The organism is Streptomyces sp. NBC_00490 (assembly GCF_036013645.1).
In the GTDB taxonomy this organism is placed as follows: domain Bacteria; phylum Actinomycetota; class Actinomycetes; order Streptomycetales; family Streptomycetaceae; genus Streptomyces; species Streptomyces canus_F.
Map to the genome: position 1 here is coordinate 3,456,570 of NZ_CP107869.1, position 14,053 is coordinate 3,470,622.

At 69.5% G+C, this 14,053-nt stretch carries 9 protein-coding genes; 2 read left to right on the forward strand and 7 right to left on the reverse strand.

From position 1 onward, the window contains the following. Positions 1-44 precede the first annotated feature (44 nt). Positions 45-734, forward strand: a complete 690-nt coding sequence (locus OG381_RS15605; protein WP_327716703.1) for a TetR/AcrR family transcriptional regulator — start codon at positions 45-47, stop codon at positions 732-734. Here OG381_RS15605 and OG381_RS15610 read toward each other — a convergent pair. From OG381_RS15610 to pulA, 3 genes are all read right to left on the reverse strand, one after another. After that, positions 731-1,084, reverse strand: coding sequence for a 5-carboxymethyl-2-hydroxymuconate Delta-isomerase (locus OG381_RS15610; protein ID WP_327716704.1), 354 nt, complete (start codon positions 1,082-1,084; stop codon positions 731-733). The genes OG381_RS15605 and OG381_RS15610 overlap by 4 nt on opposite strands. A gap of 66 nt (positions 1,085-1,150) precedes the next feature. Next, positions 1,151-2,773, reverse strand: coding sequence for a fused response regulator/phosphatase (locus OG381_RS15615; protein WP_327716705.1), 1,623 nt, complete (start codon positions 2,771-2,773; stop codon positions 1,151-1,153). Positions 2,774-2,844: 71 nt separating this feature from the next. Then, positions 2,845-8,244, reverse strand: coding sequence for a pullulanase-type alpha-1,6-glucosidase (gene pulA / locus OG381_RS15620; protein ID WP_327716706.1), 5,400 nt, complete (start codon positions 8,242-8,244; stop codon positions 2,845-2,847). A 192-nt stretch (positions 8,245-8,436) separates the two neighbouring features. Here pulA and OG381_RS15625 point away from each other — a divergent pair, with 192 nt between their 5' ends. Beyond that, positions 8,437-8,802 carry a hypothetical protein gene (locus OG381_RS15625; protein ID WP_327716707.1) on the forward strand — a complete coding sequence of 122 codons (366 nt, stop codon included), beginning with the start codon at positions 8,437-8,439 and terminating at the stop codon, positions 8,800-8,802. Here OG381_RS15625 and OG381_RS15630 read toward each other — a convergent pair. The 4 genes from OG381_RS15630 to OG381_RS15645 all read right to left on the reverse strand — a co-directional run bounded on the left by OG381_RS15630 (position 8,778) and on the right by OG381_RS15645 (position 14,048). Further along, complete coding sequence (locus tag OG381_RS15630; RefSeq protein ID WP_327716708.1) at positions 8,778-10,163, reverse strand: alpha-amylase; 1,386 nt, start codon at positions 10,161-10,163, stop codon at positions 8,778-8,780. The two genes, OG381_RS15625 and OG381_RS15630, sit on opposite strands and share 25 nt — an antisense overlap. Before the next feature lie 148 nt (positions 10,164-10,311). Then, positions 10,312-11,100, reverse strand: coding sequence for a hypothetical protein (locus tag OG381_RS15635; protein WP_327716709.1), 789 nt, complete (start codon positions 11,098-11,100; stop codon positions 10,312-10,314). Between the two features lie 118 nt (positions 11,101-11,218). Next, positions 11,219-12,901, reverse strand: a complete 1,683-nt coding sequence (locus tag OG381_RS15640; RefSeq protein WP_327722467.1) for a glycoside hydrolase family 13 protein — start codon at positions 12,899-12,901, stop codon at positions 11,219-11,221. A gap of 238 nt (positions 12,902-13,139) precedes the next feature. Beyond that, on the reverse strand, positions 13,140-14,048 hold the full coding sequence (locus OG381_RS15645; RefSeq protein WP_327716710.1) for a sugar ABC transporter permease: 909 nt from the start codon (positions 14,046-14,048) through the stop codon (positions 13,140-13,142). Between the last annotated feature and the right edge of the window lie 5 nt (positions 14,049-14,053).

Sequence of the window (14,053 nt, forward strand, 5' to 3'; positions counted from 1 at the left end):
GGACCGGGCCGTTCCGGGCCGGATCCGATCGGTAAGGTGTTCGCATGACTACCGGGGTACGGCGAAGAATGGGAGTCGAGGAGCGGCGGCAGCAGCTGATCGGCGTTGCCCTCGAACTGTTCAGCCAACGCTCGCCCGACGATGTCTCCATCGACGAGATAGCGAGCGCGGCAGGCATCTCCCGGCCGCTGGTCTACCACTACTTCCCCGGCAAACTCAGCCTCTACGAGGCCGCGTTGAAGCGTGCGGCCGACGATCTGTCGGACCGGTTCGTGGAGGCGCGGGAAGGGCCGCTGGGCACGCGGCTGCTGCGGGTGATGCGGCGGTACTTCGACTTCGTGGACGACCACGGGCCCGGTTTCGCGGCGCTGATGCGGGGCGGCCCGGCCGTCGGATCCTCGGCGACCAACGCGCTCATCGACTCCGTGCGGCAGGCCGCGTATGACCAGATCCTTTCGCATCTGCGGGTGGAGAAACCGCCCGCGCGGCTGGAACTGGTCATCCGCTCCTGGATCTCGCTCGCCGAGTCGACCGCGCTGATCTGGCTGGACGGCCGGCGCATCCCGCGCGCCGAGCTGGAGGTGCAGCTCGTGCACGACTTCGCCGCACTGGCCGCGGTGAGCGCGGCCCACGACGAGGAGATGGCCGCGCTGCTGCGCCACATGCTCCGGGACGAACCGCACGACGGCCCCTTCACCGACCTGGCGGCCCGGCTGATCGCGCTGGCCTCCTAGAGCACGGCCTTGGTGTAGGAGGCGTCCAGGTCGCGCACCTCGGCGGAGAGGTGCACGGTGAGGCCGTCCTCGGACCCGACGTGCTTGCACAGCAGGTCCACGACGGCCTCGGTGAGCTTCGCCTTGGTCTCGTCCGACCGCCCGGCGAGCAGGGCGATCGTGACGTTCACGATCGCGTGGTTCGCCGTCTCGCCGCCGACCGCCTCGTCCTCGGTGCGCAGCACCCGGGTCTTGCACGCCTCGAGCTTCGCGGCCGCCGTCTCGACGACGACCGGGTGCAGCGCCACGGCGAACTCCTCCCAGTGGACGCGGTCGAGACGCGGGGAGTGTTCGATGGTGATCTGCGGCATGTGGACTCCTGTTCTAGGTCGACGAGGGCACCCTAACCGTCGTACCGGAGCCCTCACAGGGCCGTCTCACCCCAGCCGCAGCGCCAGCATGGCGATGTCGTCCTCCCGGTCGTGGCCGAAGGAGGCCAACAGGGTGTCGCACAGGGCGTCCAGTCCGGGCAGGGAGCCGACGGCGGCCGCGCGTAGGTGCTCCATCGAGGCCGAGAGGTCGATGCCCCGGGTCTCGATCAGGCCGTCGGTGACCATGAGGAGCCGGTCGGTGGGTTCGAGGAAGAGCTCGGTGACCGGCGGGTGCGGCAGCCCGACCCCGAGCAGCGGACCGGCCGCCTTGACGTAGTCGGCGCTGCCGGTGTCCCGGACGATCAGCGGGGGGATGTGTCCCGCGTTGGCGATACGGGTGCGCCCGGTGGCCGGGTCGATCAGGGCCAGACAGACCGTGGCCGTGAGGTCGGGGTGGTAGCGCTGGAGCATCCGGTCCAGGCGCTCCGCGAGCACGGCCGGGTCGCTGTCCTCGACGGCGTAGGCGCGCAGCGCGTGCCGGATCTCCACCATGACGGTCGCCGCGTCCAGCGAGTGCCCGACGACGTCGCCGACCGCGGTGAGCACGCCGTCGTCGGTACGCAGCGCCGCGTAGAAGTCGCCGCCGATCTCGGTCTCCGGGGAGGCGGGCACATAGCGGACCACGACGTCGATGCCCGGCAGCTCGGGCAGCCGGTGCGGCTGGGGCAGGAAGCTGTGCTGGAGCGTGAGGGCGACATGCCGCTCCACCTGGTACATGAGCAGGGGTTCCGCGGCGAACGCGGTGGCCTGGGTCAGCTGGGCCAGCAGGCTCTCGCGCTCGGGGCCCAGCCGCCGCATCCCGCGCGCGGGCGCCGCCAGGCACACCGTGGCCCTGCCGTCCTGCGTGCGCACGAGCGCCAGCCGGGCGTCGTGCTCCACGCCGGGCCGGAAGTACCCGGCCGGCCACAGCGGCGCGGGCACCGTCGTGAGCTGTACGCCGGCGGACTGTCCCCGCGTGAGCCGCTGGAGCAGAGCCGCCACCGCCCGGTCGGCCCCCTCGTCCGGCAGGGCGACCGGAACGCGGTCCCGGGACAGGCCCCGGTACAGCCGGCCCTCCTGCTCCAGGACGAAGACGGCGGCGGGGGTGCCGGTGACCCGCGAGATGCCCTCGGCGGCCGCGTCGGTCAGTTCCGGCAGGGAGCGCGCCGCCTGGATGGTGACGATCGTCTCCGACAGCAGGGTCAGCCGTCGTACCAGCGCCCGGTCGTCGGCCCGCACCTGGGCGTTGCGCACGGCGGCCCGGACCACGGCCTCGATCTCCAGGGGCTCGGCGGGCACCTTCAGATAGGCCTCGAATCCCGTGTCCAGGCCCTCGCAGCGGTCGACCGGCGCCACGTTGGCGGCGGAGAAGTGCACGACGGGCAGCGCGGCCGTGTGCGGGCGCTCCTTGAAGAGGCGGCACAGTTCGAAGCCGCTCATGTCCGGCAGGCCCACGTCGACGAGGGCCACGTCGGGCAGGGTGCCCTTGCGCAGCCGGTCGTCGAGTTCGGCGAGCGCCGCGCGACCGGTGGCGACCGGCACGACCCGGTGGCCCGCACGGCTGAGCAGGGTGCTCAAGGCGTACCGGCTTGCCTCCGCATCGTCCACGACCATCACGGTCGTGCCGGTCAGGTCTCCGTTGACGTCCATGTGTTCAGCCCTTGGACAGCACGATGGGGCAGACCCGGATCCGGGTCTGCCCCACCACGGTAATGCCCTTGTCAGGAATTGCGGGAGAATACGGCCACAGTCCGTCCCGGAACGGCGAAGGTGCCCGAAACCCGCTCGTAGGACGATGCCTTGACGGTAGAGTCCGCGCCCGCCGCCTGGACCTCGTGCAGCGCGTACGCCACGCCGGCCAGGGCCGCCACCCGCTGCTCCTGGGCCCGCGGGGTCGCGTTGAACACCACGACGAGGTCACCGAGTTCCATGGTGATCACGCCCGGTGTCTCCTCCTTGCCCGACAGCGGGAAGGACAGCTTCGACTGCACCTGCGCGGCCGTGCCGAGGGAGAACACGCTCTCCGTCGAACGGATCCGCAACAGGTCCCGGTACGCCGCCGAGCTCCCCTCGATCTGCGGGCAGCCCACCTTCACCGCACCCAGCAGGGGCTTGGCGAAGGGCCACTTGGATGCGTTGTCGGCCGCCATCGGCAGCCCGCGTCCGAAGCCGTTGCCGTCCTCGCAGCTCCAGTGGATGGCGTTGAACCAGTCGCCGCTGTCGTAGGAGTTGCGGTCCAGGGACTTGGAGCGCAGCAGGTCGGTGCCCGCCTGGGAGAGCGACGGGCCCTGCGAGAGGGTCGCGGTCGCCATGGCGAGGACCTGCATCCGGGCGCGGTCGTCCGCACCGGTCGTGGCGGGCAGCTTGTACGTCAGCGCGTCGAACAGCGACTCGTTGTCGTGCGCGTCGGCGTAGGCGAGGGCGTCACCGGGCGCGGCCGCGTAACCGGCGGGCTGTCCGTTGTAGTCGACCTCGGCGCCGGTGACCTCCTTGCCGGCGGTGTCGGTGAACGTGTACTGCGCGAGGTTGCCGCTCAGCCCGACCTTGATGAGGTCCTGGTAGTGCAGCAGCCGGGCCTTCTGCTCGGCCGTGGTGCCGTTGTTCTTCGAGGAGTTGGGGTCGGTGTGGAGCCCGGACGCGAAGCCCTGGACGCCGGGGTCCTCGTCGAAGGGGCCGCCGCCGCGCACCGCGTCACGGGCCCGGTCGGAGAAGGTGGCGATGCCGGTGCCGGCCATGTTCCGCTGGGTGGCCTGGACGAAGCGGGCGTCGTCGGCGACCTCGCCGAAGTTCCAGCCCTCGCCGTACAGGATGATCTTCTTGCCGTCGACGCCGTCCTTGGCGAGGGTCAGTCCGTCCAGGGCCTTGCGGACCGCCAGGATGTTGGCCTTCGGGTGGTGGCCCATGAGGTCGAAGCGGAAGCCGTCGACCTTGTACTCCCTGGCCCAGGTGACGATCGAGTCGACGACCAGTTTGCCCATCATGGCGTTCTCGGGTGCCGTGTTGGCGCAGCAGGTGCTGTTGGCGACCGAGCCGTCGGCGAGGAGGCGCTGGTAGTAGCCGGGGACCAGCTTGTCGAGGACGCTGGTGTCGGCCTGCCCACCGGCCGCCGTGTGGTTGTAGACGACGTCCATGACGACCCGCAGGCCGTCCTCGTTCAGGGACTTGACCATCTGGCGGAACTCGACCGTGCGTCCGGTGCCGTCGGGGTCGGTGGCGTAGGAGCCCTCGGGGACCGTGTAGTGGTACGGGTCGTAGCCCCAGTTGTAGGCGTCCTTCGCGGCCGCCTTCGCGACACACTCCTGCTGCTTGTCGGAGTCGGCCGCGTAGGAGGCCAGGTCGCAGTCGGGGGTGGCCTGGTCGGACTTCTTCTCGGGGATGGTGGCGATGTCGAACGCGGGGAGGAGATGGACGTAGGAGGTGCCCGACTTCGCGAGCTCCTTCAGGTGCCGGGAGCCGTCGCTGTTCTTGTCGGCGAAGGCGAGGTAGGTACCCGGGTCACTGGCCGTCCGGTCCGCGACGGAGAAGTCCCGGATGTGCAGCTCCTGGATCTGGGCGTCCCTGAGCGGGGTGGCCTTCGGCTTGGTGTACGTCGACCAGCCGCTCGGGGAGAGGGACTTGTCGTCCAGGTCGACGACGAGGCTGCGTTCCGAGTTCGCGGTCAGGGCGACCGAGTAGGGGTCGGTGACCTTGTTGGTGACGACCTTGCGGACGCTGGGCGCCCAGACCTTCACGACGTACCGGTACTCCTTGCCCTTCCAGGACTTGGGACCGGTGACGGACCAGACGCCGGTTGCGGTGTCGCGCCTCATCCTCACCGTGGAGCCGTCGAGCTCCAGGGCGACGCTCTGCGCGGTCGGCGCCCAGACGGACAGCGTCGGACGGCCGCTCCTGTCGAACGTCGGGCCGAGGTCGGCCTTGGTCGCGGCCGGGTACAGGTCGTCGAGCACGCCCGCGATCTGCACACCGGTGGCGGCGAGCACGGCACCGTTCACGGCCCGCTGGGAGGCGACCAGCTGGCCCTTGAGGGCCTCGCGCACCCGGTCGCGGTCACGCGGGTCGACGGACCAGGCGGTGTAGTCCTTCAGATGCGGGAACTTCTTCTTCTGGGCGTCGGTGAGGGTGGTCTTCGACAGCCGGAGCCAGCGCTCGTCGTCGCTGGTCAGCGGGCCGTCCTGGGCCGCGATCGAGCCGTCGCGGCTGTACAGCAGCTGGGTGGAGACCGCGGCGGCGGAGCCGTTCCAGGCGACCGTGTCCCGGTCGATCCAGACCGCCTTGGAGGTGGTCAGGTCGAGGGCCGCCGCGGAGCCGGCGGGCTGCGGGAGCAGGTACTTCTCCTGGCCGTTCACCAGCCACACCTCGTGGCCGTTCGCCGTGAGGTCGAGCGACTGGTCGCTGGGCAGGTCCTTCTCGTCGCCCTTGTGCAGGATGTAACTGAGGCTGGTGGCCCCGTCGCTGAGCGGTACCTCGTAGACCGCGCCATAGGTGTCAGTCTTCACCGGTTCCAGGGGCTTCGACCAGTCCGTGGGGTTCGCGGCGCCCGTCCAGACGTGCAGCCCCCAGCCGTCGTAGTTCCCGTCGGCCCGGTGGTAGTGCAGGACCGCCTTGGTCCTGTCCTGCGCGGGGTAGTCGGGCCTCTCGGTGACGACGTCCGCCTTGCCCTGCTCGATCCAGACCTCGCCGGTCCTGGTGACGTCGATCGTGCGGTCGGCGGAGACGTCCTTGTTGCCGTCCTTGTCGATGACGAGGAACCCGACACCGGAGGCGCCCGGCTTCAGCTTGACGTAGGCGAAGGCTCCGTAGGCGTCACGGCCGACGAAGGGGTGGCTGTCCGGCCAGTTCGTGGCCTCGCCGTCGGCGATGTCGCCCCAGGCGTACAGGCCCCAGTTCGCGTAGTCGCCGTCGGTGCGCTTGTAGTGGACGACCGCGTAGTCGCGGGAGGAGGCGGTGGGGATCTCCTCGGCGGGCGGGGTGCCGGTGGTGGAGGCCGCCGTGGTGCTCGCGGTGCGTCCGGCCGAGTCGATGACAACGGCCTTGTACCGCAGGGCCGTTCCGGCCGCCACGTCCTTGCCGATGACCTGCGTGACCTTGTACGGCGCGTGGTCGGCGGAGCCGAGCGTGCGCCACGTGCCGTTGCCGACCTGCGCGGCGAAGACGACGCGGTTGAGCTGTCCGCCGTCGACGTCGGCGCCGATCTCGACCGTGCCGGTGGCGCCGGCGGCGGGGGCCTTGAGGGTGAGCGTCGGCGCGGTGGCGGGCTTGGCGAGCTTGCCGGCCGCCTTGAGGACGATCGCGGAGCCCGCGGGGACGGTGACGGTGATCTTCTTGTCGGCGTCGCTCCTGAGGGAGGCGTGACCGCCGTAGATCCCCTTGAACGCCATCCCGGCCGAACCGGTCGCGAAGGTCGCCGACTTCGCCTCACCGGCGTTGTTGAAGGCGACCACGTACTCGGTGCCCGTCCTGGCGTCGGTGCGCGAGAAGGCGTAGACCCCGCTGCCGTCGGCCGCGTAGCGCTCGGTCTGGACGCCGTCGGTGAGGGCGCGGTTGGTCTTGCGCAGCTTGGACAGGGCGGCGATCTGCCGGTACAGCGGCGCGCTCGTGTCGTACGCGTCGCTCGCGTGCGTACGGTCGGTGCCGATCTCGTCGTCGTCGAGGTAGTCGGCCGTCTTCGACGCGAACATGGTCTGGCGGGCGTCCTTGTCGCCACCGGCGCCGGTGAAGCCCTGCTCGTCGCCGTAGTAGACGACCGGGTTGCCGCGGCTGAGGAACATCAGCTCGTTGGCGAGCCTGTCCTTGGCGAGGAGCTCGGCGTCGGTCGCCTTCGGGTTGTCCTGGTTCAGGAAGTACCCGATGCGGCCCATGTCGTGGTTGCCGAGGAAGGTGACCTGCTCGTACGCGTTGGCCTTGTCGGTCGTGTACTTGTAGTCGTCGCCGAAGACCGAGGCCAGCTTCCGGGCGCTGCCGCCCTGGGAGGCGTACTGCCGGGCCGCCTCCTGGAAGGGGAAGTCGAGCGTGGCGTCGAGGCGGCCCTGGGTGACGTACGGCGAGGTGATCGACGTGTCGGCGGAGTAGACCTCGCCGAACATGAAGAAGTCGTCACGGCCGTGCCTGGCCGCGTAGGCGTCGAGGGCGGTGGCCCACTGGGTCCAGAACTCCAGGTTGACGTGCTTCACGGTGTCGATGCGGAAGCCGTCGATGTCGAAGTCGCGGACCCACTTCTCGTAGATCCTCTCCATGCCGCTGACGACCTCGGGACGCTCGGTCCACAGGTCGTCGAGGCCGGAGAAGTCGCCCTGTTCGGAGCTCTCACCGGCGAAGGTGGAGTCCCCTCGGTTGTGGTACATCGTCGGGTCGTTGAGCCACGACGGGACCTTGTTGTTCTTGGTGGCCTTGGGGGTGCGTGCGAAGGAGCCGGTGTCGACCGCCGGGAACTCCTTCGTGCCGTCCGCGTAGTCGGTGTCGTCGAAGGGCTCGCCGTCCTTGGTCAGGTACGGGAACGCGCCCTTGGAGAGGTAGTCGTAGGACTTCTCCTCGTAGTCGACGACATCGGCCGTGTGGTTGGTGATGACGTCGAAGTAGACCTTCATGCCCTTGGCGTGGGCCTTGGAGATGAGGGTCTCCAGGTCCTTGTTGGTGCCGAAGTGCGGGTCGACCTGGGTGAAGTCGGTGATCCAGTAGCCGTGGTAGCCGGCGGAGGCGTTGCTCCCCGTGCCCTGTACGGGCTGGTTCTTGAAGATCGGGGCCATCCAGATGGAGGTGGTGCCCAGATCCTTGATGTAGTCGAGCTTCCTGGTCAGACCCTTGAGGTCGCCGCCCTGGTAGAAGCCCTTGTCGGTGGGGTCGTAGCCGGTGGCGAGGCGGGTGCCCGTCAGGCCGCCCTTGTCGTTGCCGGTGTCGCCGTTGGCGAAGCGGTCCGGGAGGACGAAGTAGAACTGCTCGCGCGTGGAGTCGTGCCGGGCGGGCGCCGAGGCGAGCCTGGCGTCGGAGGGGGGCGGCGGCGGGGTGTCCGCCCGCGCCGCGAGGGGTTGGACGAGTGCTGCGGCCAGTGCGGTCACGGTGACCGCGGCGACCCGTCCGGCATGGGCGGAACGACGCCTCGACGGCGACGGCCATCTCGGTATCACAGATGGACTCCTTGCGATTGCGGCGGCTCTACATGGGTCCGACCCCGCGCGAAACGTATCGCCGCCGCAATGCTTACAGCAAGAGTCCTGAAAGTAACGGAAAGAACTTTCAGCAGGGGGAGTTGGTCGGCGCCAGCAGCCCGAGCGCTTAATCCCTCGCCTCACACGGTCACCCCTGGCTACCGTCCCGGCATGGAGCAGGAACCGCCCCTCGTTCGCGACCTCTACCCGGAGCTCGTCGCCGAACTGGCCGCCCTCCTGACGGAGGAGGGGGAACACTGGCTGGCCATCTGCGTGTGGGACGTCCGGATGGTCGGCGTGTGCGGCTGCGGCGACGACTTCTGCCAGAGCATCCGGACGGCGGAGCATCCGGACGGACAGCCCTACGGTCCGGGCCATCGCTGTGTGCCGCTGCTGCCCTCGAAGGGCGATCTGATCCTCGACGTGGTGTACGGCCGGATCATGTACATCGAGATACTGGGACGGCCACCCATGCGCCGTGGCGGGGATGGCCGTCCTGCGGGTGGAGCGGTTCAGCAACTGGACTTGCCCGCGTAGATCGCGAGCGCGGTGTTGGCGCCGAGGGTGGCGGTGAACTGGCCGCCGGAGTTCACGGTCACCGTCGTGTTGTTCTGCACGTTGCAGTACGTGCCCGCCGCCAGGGACGTCTGGTACGTACGGCTCAGGCTGCCCGACTCGTGGTTGATGGCCACGAACCCCTTGCCACCCCGGCCGAAGGCGATCGCGTCGCCGCCGTTGTCCCACCAGTTGGTGACCGACTCGCCGCGGGTCGCGTTGCGGAAGGCGACCATGCGCAGGATCTCCGGCCAGGCGTGCTGGCACTTCCAGCCGTCCTGCCAACAGGCGCTCACCGAGCCGCCGTTGGGCGGGCCCGCGTCCGTGCTGGACCACTCGTAGCCGGAGTTGATGTCCGGGGTGCCGTAGGGATAGGCGAGCATGAAGACGTTGGCCAGCGTGTAGTTGGCGCCGTCCTTGTAGTTCAGGGTGCTGCCGTTGCGCTCGGTGTCGTGGTTGTCGACGAAGACACCGGCGACCGAGCTGCTCATGTAGCCCCAGCCCTCGCCGTAGTTCTTCAGGTAGGCGAGGTTCTCGTTGTTGAAGACGCGCTTGAGGTCGTAGGCGTAACGGAACTCCTGCACGTCCCCGGTGCCGGTGTACTCGGTCGGCTGGACGGCCTCTCCGCTGCCGTAGATGGCCTCCTGCTTCCAGTACACCGAGGTGTTGCTGAGCCGCGACTTGATGTTGGCGAGGTCGGTCGCCGGGATGTGCTTGGCCGCGTCGATGCGGAAGCCGTCGACGCCGTGGCCGAGCAGGGTGTTCAGGTACCCGGCGATGGTGGCGCGGACGTACTCCTCGCCGGTGTCCAGGTCGGCGAGGCCCACGAGCTCGCAGTTCTGGACGTTGGCGCGGTTGGTGTAGTCGGTGATGTTCGACGTGCAGTTGTCGAAGTCGTAGGAGGAGTAGAGGCCCGGGTAGGTGTACTTCGTGTACGACGAGCCGCCGGTGCCGGTGCCGCTGCCCGCGGACATGTGGTTGATGACGGTGTCGACGACGACCTTCACGCCGGCGTTGTGGCAGGTGGTCACCATGTTCCGGAACGCGGTGGTGTCACCGAGGCGCCCGGCGATCTTGTACGACACCGGCTGGTACGAGGTCCACCACTGCGCCCCCTGGATGTGCTCGGCGGGCGGGGAGACCTGGACATAGCCGTAGCCGGCGGGGCCGAGGGTGTTGGTGCACTCCTTGGCGACGGAGGCGAAGTTCCACTCGAAGAGGACGGCGGTGACGTCCTTGGTGCCGGGCGGGGAGGCCGAGGCGGCTGTGGGGGCCAGGACGGCGGCCGCGGTGGCGAGCGCGGTGGCTGCGGCGCCGGCGGATGCGGACCATCTCGATATCACGTGGGGGCTCCTTGCCTGACGGCCGGGCGTCTTTGCCCGGCGCCGGCGAGAACGTACCGCCGACGAAAGGCTTACAGCAAGGTGCTTGAAACCCATAGCAAGAAGTTTCATCCGCAACCTTGACGTGCCCTTCTCAACTCCGCCACCCTCATGAGTTGTTGAAGGCCTCCGGTGGGCCGTCGGCGGTGATGTCGGCCAGCAGGGTGCGGGCCTGACGGAGGCGCGGGTGCTCAGGATGCAGAGACCGTTCGCAGTCGGTCAGCGCCTGACGGGCCGTCGTTTCCGCCTCGCTCCGGTGTCCCAGGCCGTGCAGGGCGGCAGCCGTGCCCATGTCCAGTCGCCCGCTCTGCTCCCGGACCCGGGGCGGGGCGAACCGACGTGCCTCGGTGAGCGCTTCGGCGTGACGTCCTTGGGCGTTCAGATCGTCGACCAGGCCACAGTGCAGGGCGACGAGCGAGCGTCCTTCGGCGCGGGGCAGATTCCCCCGGGCGATGTTCTCGGCCTCCTCGTGGCGGGCCTGTCCGCACAGCGCGTCGACGAGGCCGGCCAGCACGGACAGCTCCAGGCGCCACACCTGCGTCAGATGTTTGAGCCGCGCCACTTCACGCAGGACTGCCACCCCTTCCGCCTCGGCCTCTCCGAAGCGCCGCTCGGCGTTGAGGACCACCACGCGGTTCCTGCGCACCCCCAGCAGGAGCAGCCGGTACGGCCCGGTGGTGTCGTGCAGCTCCGCCGCGAGGGATTCCATCTCGTCCAGCACCCACGCACCGCGCCCGTGGCCGCACGCCGCGGCCGTGGCCATGAACCTGGCGAACTGCCCCAGCACGAGGCCCCGGGGGCGCCTGCGCAGGCGTTCCGCTTTCGCCTGCAGCGCCCTGGCCTCGGCCTCGACCGCTTCGTACGCGTCTTCGTCCCAGAGCGCGGAGAGGCGCTCCATGTCAGCCCTGTCCTGCGCGTTTCCCCGTACCGCCCATGCGATGTTCACAGCTGGCGAGGCTACGGGACAGGGCCCGCCGCCTCAGCGGGCAGCGGGCCCTTTTCGGGGAGGCCGGCCGTCAGGCCGTCGTCCACCACACCGTCGTGTCCGAGGGGACCTTCGTCTCCCCGTCCGCCTCCGCGATCTCACCGCTGGTGAGCAGGACGCGGCCGTAGGAGGGGGTCGTGACCGACTCGCCGCTGGTGTTGGCGACGCAGACGAACTCGCCGCGGCGGAAGGCGAGTACGCCCTCGGGGGCGCGGAGCCACTCCACCGACTCGCCGGCCCCCAGGTCCGGCTGCGAGCGGCGCAGACCCAGTGCCGTGCGGTACAGCTCCAGCGTCGAGCCCGGCACACCCGTCTGAGCTTCCACGCTCAGCTCGGCCCAGCTCGCCGGCTGGGGCAGCCAGCTGCCGCCCGCGCCGAAGCCGTACGACGAACCCTCCCGCGTCCAGGGGATCGGCACCCGGCAGCCGTCGCGGAAGCCGTCCTGGCCGGCGCCCCGGAAGTACGCCGGGTCCTGGCGGACGTCGTCGGACAGATCCACCACGTCCGGGAGGCCCAGCTCCTCGCCCTGGTAGACGTATGCCGAGCCCGGCAGCGCCAGCATGAGCAGGGTTGCCGCCCTGGCCCGGCGCAGACCCAGCTCCCGGTCGCCCGCCGTGCGGATCTGGGTGCCGAGGCCGGGCGGGTTGGCGAAGCGGGTCGCGTGGCGGGTCACGTCGTGGTTCGACAGCACCCAGGTCGCCGGCGCGCCCACCGGGGCCATCGCCTCCAGGGTGCGGTCCACCACCTCGCGGAGCTCCGCCGCGTCCCACGCGGTGCCCAGGTACTGGAAGTTGAAGGCCTGGTGGAGCTCGTCCGGGCGGACGTAGTTGGCGGTCCGCTCGACCGTCGGTGTCCATGCCTCGGCCACGAAGATGCGCTCGCCGGGGTACTCGTCGAGGATCGTCCGCCACTGGCGGTAGATGTCGTGCACGCCGTCCTGGTCGAAGAACGGCATGACATCGTTGCCCAGCAGCTTCAACTGGTCGTGGTCTCCGAGGTCCGGGAGGCCCTCCGCCTTCACCATGCCGTGCGCCACGTCGATGCGGAAACCGTCGACGCCCATGTCCAGCCAGAAGCGCAGGATGGAGCGGAACTCGTCGCCGACCGCGGGGTGTTCCCAGTTGAAGTCGGGCTGCTCCGGGGCGAAGAGGTGCAGGTACCACTCGCCGGGCGAGCCGTCCGGTTCGGTGACCCGGGTCCACGCCGGCCCGCCGAAGATCGACTCCCAGTCGTTGGGCGGGAGTTCGCCGTTCTCGCCCTTGCCGGGGCGGAAGTGGTAGCGGTCCCGCAGGGCCGAGCCGGGGCCTTCGCGCAGGGCCCGCTTGAACCACTCGTGCTGGTCCGAGGAGTGGTTGGGGACCAGGTCGACGATGATCCGCAGGTTCAGCTCGTGCGCGTCGCGGATCAGCGCGTCCGCGTCGAGCAGGTTGCCGAACATCGGGTCCACGGCCCGGTAGTCGGCGACGTCGTAGCCGGCGTCGGCCTGCGGGGAAGCGTAGAAGGGGCTGAGCCATACGGCGTCCACGCCGAGGTCGCGCAGGTACGGGAGTCGGGAGCGTACGCCTTCCAGGTCGCCCATGCCGTCGCCGTTGCTGTCGGCGAAGCTGCGCGGATAGACCTGGTAGATCACCGCGTCCCGCCACCAGTCGCGGTGCCGGGCGACGGTGGCTACGGCGGAGGTCGGGGCCGGGTCGGCAGTGTGCTGCTGGCTCATGGCGTCCTTGCGTAACGAGGTCATGGGGTCAGGTGGGGGTACGGGGGGCGGGTGGTGACGAGGCGGCCGCGATCACAGCGGGGTCGGATGGCAATCACGGCCGCCTCGGGTATCAGGGGGGTGTGGGGGGCAACGCCCCCCACAAGGGGCGCGGGGCTGTATTGAATTTGCGGCTACCGCCGCGTGGGCGCGACCAGCCACGACGGCGCTGAGGCCGATCGACGGCAGAACGCCACACTTACCCCTTCGTTCCACCCGCGGTGAGGCCGGTCACCAGGTTCTTCTGGACCAGGTAGAAGAACAGCGACACCGGTATCGCGATCAACACCGCGGTCGCGGCCATCAGGTTGCGCTGCGAATCGTGCTCACTCACAAAGCTCTGCAGACCGACCGCGAACGTGTACTTCGTGTCGGACAGCATGAACGTCGACGCGAACGCGACCTCACCGAACGCGGTCAGGAAGCTGTAGAACGCGGCGACCGCGAGCCCCGGCTTGGCGAGCGGCAGGATCAGCCGCGCGAACGTACCGAAGGGGGTCAGCCCGTCGACGCGTCCGGCCTCGTCGATCTCGAACGGGATGGTGTCGAAGTAGCCCTTGAGCAGCCAGGCGCAGTACGGCACCGCGGTCGTGCAGTACACGAGGACGAGCCCGAGGTAGGTGTCGATGAGCTGCAGGTCCGAGAGCATCTGGTACATCGGCACCATGAGTACGGCTACCGGGAACATCTGGGTGACCAGAAGCACCCACATGAACTTCCGGTAGCCCGGAAAGCGCATCCGGGAGACGGCGTAGCCCGTGGTCGCGGCGATCAGCACGCCGATGACGGTGGTGCCGAGCGACACGATCAGCGTGCTCTTCAGCCAGTCGAAGAAGGCCGTGTGCTGAAGGACGAACGAGTAGTTGTCGAGCGTCATCTTGTCCCAGATGCCCCCGGGGTGGAGGTAGTCGTCCTTGTCCGGACCGAGGGACAGGAAGATCAGCCAGACGATCGGGAACAGCGCGATCAGGCACGCGACGGTCAGGATGCCGTGGGAGACGAACGAGCCGGCGAGGCTGTTCTCGCCACGGCGCCTGACCCGGCGGGGGGCCCGCGCGGGGTGCTGCTCGCTGACCTCGGCGGGGGTGTCGGCGGTGGTCGTACTCATGGGAA

Bases quoted from the DNA above. Each gene is read 5' to 3' on its own strand.
- OG381_RS15635 (WP_327716709.1), bottom strand. From the start codon at position 11,100: ATGGAGCGCCTCTCCGCGCTCTGGGACGAAGACGCGTACGAAGCGGTC.
- OG381_RS15645 (WP_327716710.1), bottom strand. From the start codon at position 14,048: ATGAGTACGACCACCGCCGACACCCCCGCCGAGGTCAGCGAGCAGCAC.
- OG381_RS15615 (WP_327716705.1), bottom strand. From the start codon at position 2,773: ATGGACGTCAACGGAGACCTGACCGGCACGACCGTGATGGTCGTGGAC.
- OG381_RS15605 (WP_327716703.1), top strand. From the start codon at position 45: ATGACTACCGGGGTACGGCGAAGAATGGGAGTCGAGGAGCGGCGGCAG.
- OG381_RS15610 (WP_327716704.1), bottom strand. From the start codon at position 1,084: ATGCCGCAGATCACCATCGAACACTCCCCGCGTCTCGACCGCGTCCAC.
- OG381_RS15625 (WP_327716707.1), top strand. From the start codon at position 8,437: ATGGAGCAGGAACCGCCCCTCGTTCGCGACCTCTACCCGGAGCTCGTC.
- OG381_RS15640 (WP_327722467.1), bottom strand. From the start codon at position 12,901: ATGAGCCAGCAGCACACTGCCGACCCGGCCCCGACCTCCGCCGTAGCC.